6 protein-coding genes and 1 other RNA gene are annotated in these 6,813 nt (G+C 40.3%); 3 read left to right on the top strand and 4 right to left on the bottom strand.

All coding sequences use genetic code 11. The features are described 5' to 3' along the window. The first annotated feature begins 226 nt into the window (after positions 1 to 226). The 3 genes from rpsD (at position 227) to B3Y13_RS09620 (ending at position 2,943) form a co-directional block, all read left to right on the top strand. Positions 227 to 820 (top strand): 30S ribosomal protein S4, encoded by a 594-nt coding sequence (rpsD, locus tag B3Y13_RS09610; RefSeq protein ID WP_078931204.1) that lies wholly within the window; start codon positions 227 to 229, stop codon positions 818 to 820. 141 nt (positions 821 to 961) lie between these two features. Further along, positions 962 to 1,474 (top strand): hypothetical protein, encoded by a 513-nt coding sequence (locus tag B3Y13_RS09615; RefSeq protein WP_296668497.1) that lies wholly within the window; start codon positions 962 to 964, stop codon positions 1,472 to 1,474. Positions 1,475 to 1,485: 11 nt separating this feature from the next. After that, entirely contained in the window at positions 1,486 to 2,943 is a 1,458-nt protein-coding gene (locus B3Y13_RS09620; RefSeq protein WP_296694215.1) for an SPOR domain-containing protein, read from the top strand. Between the two features lie 193 nt (positions 2,944 to 3,136). Here the strand turns inward: B3Y13_RS09620 and B3Y13_RS09625 are convergent, their stop codons facing one another. From B3Y13_RS09625 to B3Y13_RS09640, 4 genes are all read right to left on the bottom strand, one after another. Continuing rightward, on the bottom strand, positions 3,137 to 4,459 hold the full coding sequence (locus B3Y13_RS09625; protein ID WP_296022102.1) for an aminopeptidase: 1,323 nt from the start codon (positions 4,457 to 4,459) through the stop codon (positions 3,137 to 3,139). A gap of 75 nt (positions 4,460 to 4,534) precedes the next feature. Further along, positions 4,535 to 4,919, bottom strand: a transfer-messenger RNA (tmRNA) gene (gene ssrA, locus B3Y13_RS09630). A 77-nt stretch (positions 4,920 to 4,996) separates the two neighbouring features. Continuing rightward, on the bottom strand, positions 4,997 to 6,289 hold the full coding sequence (clpX, locus tag B3Y13_RS09635) for an ATP-dependent Clp protease ATP-binding subunit ClpX (protein WP_296022109.1): 1,293 nt from the start codon (positions 6,287 to 6,289) through the stop codon (positions 4,997 to 4,999). Beyond that, the coding region (locus B3Y13_RS09640) for an ATP-dependent Clp protease proteolytic subunit (RefSeq protein WP_296694218.1) at positions 6,289 to 6,813 on the bottom strand (525 nt) is incomplete at its 5' end. The genes clpX and B3Y13_RS09640, both read right to left, overlap by 1 nt.

The following is a 6,813-nucleotide window of genomic DNA, read 5'->3' on the forward strand; positions in this document are numbered from 1 at the left end:
AGGACTTGCAGTAAGAGCCGGATAAGACAGAAAATGTGCTCCGATCATTTTCTTTGAAAGAAATTAAGTTTAGAGGTAAAAATCAACTAGACTAAAAAAAAAGAATTTGATAATATGTAAAGACTGTTTAGCTTCCCTCTAGGCAGTACATAACTTTGAAAATCAAGTAACAGTTTCTGCGCGGCTAGTGGAAATTTACACTTGATGATTTTTCAGGAGCATTAAAATGGCTACAAAAAAAGGTCCTCGTTTTAAGGAATGTAGAAGACTTGGTGTAAACGTATGCGGACACCCAAAGGCTATGGAAAGAGCAGGGGCGCCGGCTTTTAAGAAATCAAAGAAAACTTCTGACTACGGTCTTCACTTGATCGAAAAACAGAAAGTAAAGGCTTATTATGGTATTCTTGAACGCCAGCTTCGCCGTTACTTTGAATTGGCAACAAAATCATCAGAAATGACTGGTGTCGCTTTGCTTGTTTCTCTTGAAACACGCCTTGATAACCTTGTTTACCGTCTTGGATTTGCTAGTTCAATCCGCATGGCTCGCCAGATGGTTTCTCATCGCCACATTGAAGTAGACGGAGTAAAAATCAATATTCCATCATACTCTGTAAAAGTTGGACAGGTTATTTCTTTGGTTGAAAAAGCGCAGAAGAGCGAACAGTTCAAAAAATCATGGCTTTCAGATACAAAGGCAAAATTTGACTATCTTGAACGCGATGAAGAGAAGTTCTCTGGAAAACTTACCCGTCTTCCGCTCCGTGCAGAAATCCCTGTACAGATTAATGAACAGATGGTAGTTGAATACTACTCAAAGTAGTTTAACCGGCTGCTTTTTAAGACCGTCAGTTTTTTGCTGGCGGTTTTTTTATGTCTTATAAATTTTTTTTCTTGATTTTGATTCTAAAATAATTCTAAAAAACTAAACATTGAATTTTTCTTTTCCGATATTTATAAAGAGATGAAAAAAAAAATACTTTTTGGTTTTGCATTTTTATTTTTTCTTCCGGCGATTTATTCTAAAAACATCAATTTTCAGGTGGTTCAGAATAATCCTGGGTTTGATACGGTTTTTGCCGTGTCGGATCTTTTTGAACAGGCTTTGTCCGATTTTTTCTTTGAATCAGGACATATCGTTTCTAATTCGCCTATTTTTATAAAAGAAGACTCCCAGTCGGATTCGGCTGAGCTGACAAGGGCTCTTGCCGACACTTTGCTTGGCGGGATGGATGTCCTTGTCAGGCTTGAAATAAAATATGATGAAAAAACTGCAAACAGCGCCAGTGCCCTTTTACCAAATTCTGTAAAAAGTGTAAGCTGGCAAAATTATAATCCAAAAACAGGAAAAGTTATTTCTGACGGAAGTATTTTTCCTGAAAAAGTTGAGGCGTCTAATAACAACGAGGCGGAACTTTACAAATTTGCAAGTTCTGTTGCGGCTAAAGTTAGCTCAACATTAAAGAGTTTAAAATAAAGGGGACGGATATGAAGAAAATTCTTTCATTGGTATTTGCTGTATTTACTGTATTTACTGTAGCAACGATTTTTGCGGCGGCTCGGCCTTCTGTTGACGGAAGAGCAGTTGTCTGCGAAGAAGGTGAAATGCCGAAAGGTTTATTTGCAAAAACTATAGGCTATTTGCCTGGCGACAGCGTAACTGTGACAAATCCTGCTAACGGTACGGCTGTTGACGTCCTTGTTTTGGGCTCTATTGATTCTGGAGAGGGCATTGCAATTTTGCTTTCTGCAGAAGCTGCAGAAAAACTTTTGATAAAAAAAGACTCGAATGTTCAGGTAAAGATTACCAGACGCACTGGAAGTATTGACGAAAGCGTTTCTGGAACTGCTGTTTTGACGGAAGAAAGTGAAGAAAATATTTCTGAGCCGGAATTTGAGCAAAATATTACAGAACCTGAAAAAAATCAGGATGAAGTGGAATTTGAAGAAGCTGAAACTCCTGTTGAAGAAAATAAAATTTCGGAGCCTAATTCTGAGCTTGAGGAATGTGAAACTCCTGTCGAAGATACGGAAACTGTAGAGTCAGAAAATATTGAGCCTAAATCTGAAGGTCTGGATGAAAAAACGGAAGAAATTGAAAATGAAAATTCTGAAGTTTTTGATGCCGATTCTTTTGATGAAGAACCGGAAGTTCAGACGGACGGACAGGAAGAAGAGCTTTCTGAAACAGAAAATGAAGGTGCAGAAATTTCTTCAGAAGAAGATAATTCTGAAAAAATTGGCGCTCCTGCTCCGGAAGCGCAGGAAGAAACAAATGCTGAAATTGTTGACGAAAAAGAACCGGAAAATTTGGAGGCTGGAGAAAATTCTGCTGATTCCGAAAGTTTTTCTGAAGATATTGAGAATGCGGAAGCTGAAACTACTGGCAATGCAGCAGAAGAAAAAGAGCAGCCTGAGCATTTTGAATCTGAAACTCTTGCAGAAGTTAATGGCACGGAACCTTCCGAAAATGTTTCTGCTATAGAAAACGCCGAAGAAGGAAATGCAGCGGCAGAAGAATATGCTCCGATAGTTCTTGCTCCTTCTGCTCTTAATCCACCGGAAGCAGAAAATATTGAAGAAGAATCTGTAAATGAGCCTCAGAAAGAAGTCTTTGTTCCTGAACAGGCAGATGAAAATATTGAAATGGAGTCTGTGGTGGAAGAAAATACCGAAGGCTCTAGCTTTGAAAGTTTTGTAACGACAGATGCTGAGCTTAAAAAGGGAATGTACTATCTTCAGATTGCAACCCTTTCTAACGAAGAAAATGTTGTAAACCTTACAGAAAAATATGGTAAAAAATATCCGCTTGCTTTGATTAAGCAGAAGAATATAAATGCTTATAGAGTCCTTGTTGGACCTCTTAATGCAGATGAATATGGTATGATCAAAGAGCGTTTTGAATCTTACGGATTTAAGGATGCTTTCCTTAGAAGAATAAAATAGAAATTTAAAGAAATATGCTACGCCGGGGTGGAGGGACACGAAGTGTTTTGCAGATGCTATAAAAATAGCAGCTGCAAAATGCAGCGGAAGCGGAATCCCGGAACACCGTTAGAGCGCAAAAATCCGTCCAGAATACAAAAAGCACTTCAGAAAAATGTTTCCTGAAGCGCTTTTTTTTGTTAAAGCCGAAAAATTACAGCGTTAAGAATGCTTTGTAAGCCTCGTATGCCTGCTCGATGTCGAATCTGCTTGTAATTTCCCAAGGTGCGTGCATGCTCAAAACGCTTACTCCTGCATCCAAAACGTTCATTCCGTATTTTGCCGCAAGGTATGCGATTGTTCCGCCGCCGCCCTGATCGACTTTTCCAAGTTCTGCCATCTGGTATTTTACTGAATTTTCGTCAAGAACTTTTCTTAAGGCTGCGATAAATTCTGGATTAGCGTCGCTTGCTCCGCTTTTTCCGCGGCTTCCTGTGTATTTGTTGAACACAATTCCGCCTCCGAGAAATGATGCGTTGTTTTTATCAAAAAGATCGGCATTCATTGGATCATAGGCTGCGTTTACATCGCTTGAAAGCATTGAACAGTTTGCAAGGCAACGGCGGACTGTTAATTCGCTGAAACCGTTTTCTGTGCGCGCGATCAGTTCTGCAACGGCGTTTTCAAAAAAGTGGCTTGCCATTCCTGTTGCGCCGACACTGCCGATTTCTTCTTTGTCGACGCAAAGACAGCAAAGTGTTTTTTTTCCTGCTTTTGAGTCGAAAAGTGCCTGAGCCGAAGTAAATGCGCATGAGCGGTCGTCCTGTCCATAAGCTAAGATTAAGCTTTTGTCGAGTCCGAGGTCGCGTGCTTTTCCTGCAGGAACCACCTCAAGTTCTGCTGAGCCAAAATCTTCTTCTTCGATTCCATATTTTTCTTTTAGAAGTTTTAGAATGTTTTTTTTGGCAGATTCTTTTTCTTTTGAGTCTTTTGCTGGTTTTTCTGAGCCGACAATCAGGTCAAGGTTTTCGCCAGGAATAAAATCTGAGGCGGTTTCTTTCATTTGTTTTTGTGCAAGATGCGGGAGAATATCGCTTATTACGAAAACCGGTTCAGACTCATCTTCTCCAAGACAGACATTTACTGTTTTTCCGTCTTTTGTGCAGATAACTCCGTGGAGGGCTAGCGGCATTGTTACCCATTGATATTTTTTTATTCCGCCGTAATAGTGGGTGTTTAAGTAAACTAAAAAATCTTTTTCGTAGAGCGGGTTTTGCTTTATGTCAAGACGAGGTGAATCGATGTGCGCTCCCAAGACGTTCAAGCCTTTTTCTAGTGAATCGGTTCCTAGCTCAAAAAGGGCAACAGCTTTATTCATTTTTTTTATATAAACCTTGTCGCCTGGTTTTACGCTAGAAAGCGAGTCTAAGTCTTTATAGCCATTTTTTTCGGCGAGTTCGATTATTTGTTTTGCACATTCACGCTCTGTTTTTCCATTGTTCAGAAAGTTTTTGTAATTATTGATTAAATCTGTCATTTTTTTATTCTCCCATAAAAAACAAGTTTGCAAATTAAAAAATAAAAACCACGAAAAAATCCGTGGCTTTTATAAAAGTGGAGATGGGGGGAATTGAACCCCCGTCCGAAAGTGTAATCCAAATACATCTACATGTTTAGTTATGCGAATTGGTTGTCGGGAAACACTTGGCAGCATAACAAGCATTGTCTCCGTATTCAGCCTAAAAAGTCCCACAAATCCGGCTGAAATGATTTATGGCAAGTCCCTGTTTGTAACAGAACGTCTTAAAGTTAGGAACAGCACCCTAAGCGTTCCGGCTAACGCAGACTAAGCAGCGAGAGCTTCTGCAGAAGAAGCTTCAACAACTTCTTCTTCTTTTCTTGCGAAAATTGCAGTTATTTTTTTGTCAGTTCGGGGAACCTTCACTCCCACATGCAGTAAGTGCATTATTCACAGTCGTCGAAACCGGTGCACCCCCATTTTTCTCTATGAAAATATAGTAAATTTAAATAAAAGCGTCAATCCAAATACTGTAAATTGACACTTTTATTTTGTCTAGGCAGTTACTTTAGAACCAATTAAAAGTGTTTCTGGAGAAGGAAGTTTTCCTGAAAGAACAATATCCTTTGTAACGGTAAATTTCTTCTTTCCCTTGATGCTTGGAGCTTCGTACATAAGATCCATTAAAAGTTTTTCACAGATTGAACGAAGTCCTCGCGCCCCGGTTTTTTGTTTGATCGCAATATCTGCAATTTCTTCAAGCGCGTCTGGAGTAAACTCAAGATCCAAGTCGTCAAATGCAAAACTTGCCTTAAGCTGTTTTATAATGGAATTCTTTGGTTCTGTAAGAATTCGGGTTAAGTCTGTCTTTGTAAGCTCCTTGAGAGCCACAGTAATTGGCATACGGCCGATAATTTCCGGAATAAGACCGAACTTTACAAGGTCGTCAGGTGTGCACTGATTTAGAAGCTCCATTTTCTGGGCTTCGTCCATGGTTCCAACGTTTCCGCCAAATCCCATTGTTTTTCCAGCAATGCGCTGTTCAATAATTTTATCGATACCAACGAATGCTCCTCCAAGAATAAAGAGGATGTTCGTCGTGTCTATTTCAATCATTTCCTGGTTCGGATGTTTGCGTCCGCCTTGAGGGGGTACTGACGCAACTGTTCCTTCTATGATTTTAAGCAGAGCCTGCTGTACGCCTTCTCCGCTTACATCGCGGGTTATAGAAGTGTTTTCGCTTTTTCTGCCGATTTTGTCGATTTCGTCAATAAAAATGATTCCGCGTTCTGCGGCCTGAACATTTCCGTCTGCGGCGTTAATCAGTTTAAGAAGAACATTTTCTACGTCTTCGCCGACATAGCCGGCTTCAGTAAGCGTTGTTGCGTCTGCAATTGCAAAAGGAACGTTCAATTTTTGAGCCAGTGTTTTTGCAAGAAGGGTTTTTCCGCTTCCTGTTGGTCCGATAAGAAGAACGTTTGATTTTTCGATTTTTACTTTGTCTTCACCGTCAGCTTCAAAATCCGGGAGCGAGCCTGCTTTTTGAGCCGCCATTCTCTTATAGTGATTGTAAACTGCGACTGAAAGAACTTTTTTTGCATAATCCTGGCCTACAACGTACTGATCGAGATATTCTTTGAATTCTTTTGGGGAAGAAACATCGCTTAAGTTAATCGGAGTAAGGCTGCTTTCGTTTTCTAGTCCGATAAGATACTGTTCGCAGGCCTCTACACATTGAGAACAAATGCGAAGCTCGTTGTTTGGGCCGCCAGCAACCAGAGGTCTTTTTTCTCCGCCTGGTCTTCCGCAAAATGAACAGCGGTTGTTTTCGTTATGAAATCCTAACATTATTTTGCCTCTTTATCTGATGAAACTCTTTTTGGCATTACCTTGTCAACAATGCCGTATTCCTTTGCTTCTGTAGCAGTCATGTAGAAGTCGCGCTCAATGTCTTTTGCAACCTGTTCGTAAGATTTTCCTGTTTTTTCGGCAAGAAATTCAATTGAAAGTCTTTTGATTCTTAAAAGTTCTTTTGCCTGAACAGTGATGTCGCTTTCCTGACCGCGGACTCCACCTGAAGGCTGGTGAATCATAATGCGGCTTGAAGGAAGAGAAAATCTTTTGCCTATTGTTCCGCCGGCAAGAATAAGAGCGCCCATTGAGCAAGCCTGACCGATGCAGATTGTCTGAATGTCGCATTTTACGTATTGCATTGTGTCGTAAATTGCAAGTCCTGCTGTAACACTTCCGCCTGGAGAATTGATGTACATGCTTATGTCTTTGTCCGGATTTTCTGATTCAAGGAAGAGAATTTGCGCTACAATCAAATCTGCCGTAACATCGTTTATTTCGCCATCAACAAAGATGATTCT

The organism is Treponema sp. UBA7567, from assembly GCF_002476655.1.
GTDB lineage: Bacteria > Spirochaetota > Spirochaetia > Treponematales > Treponemataceae > Treponema_D.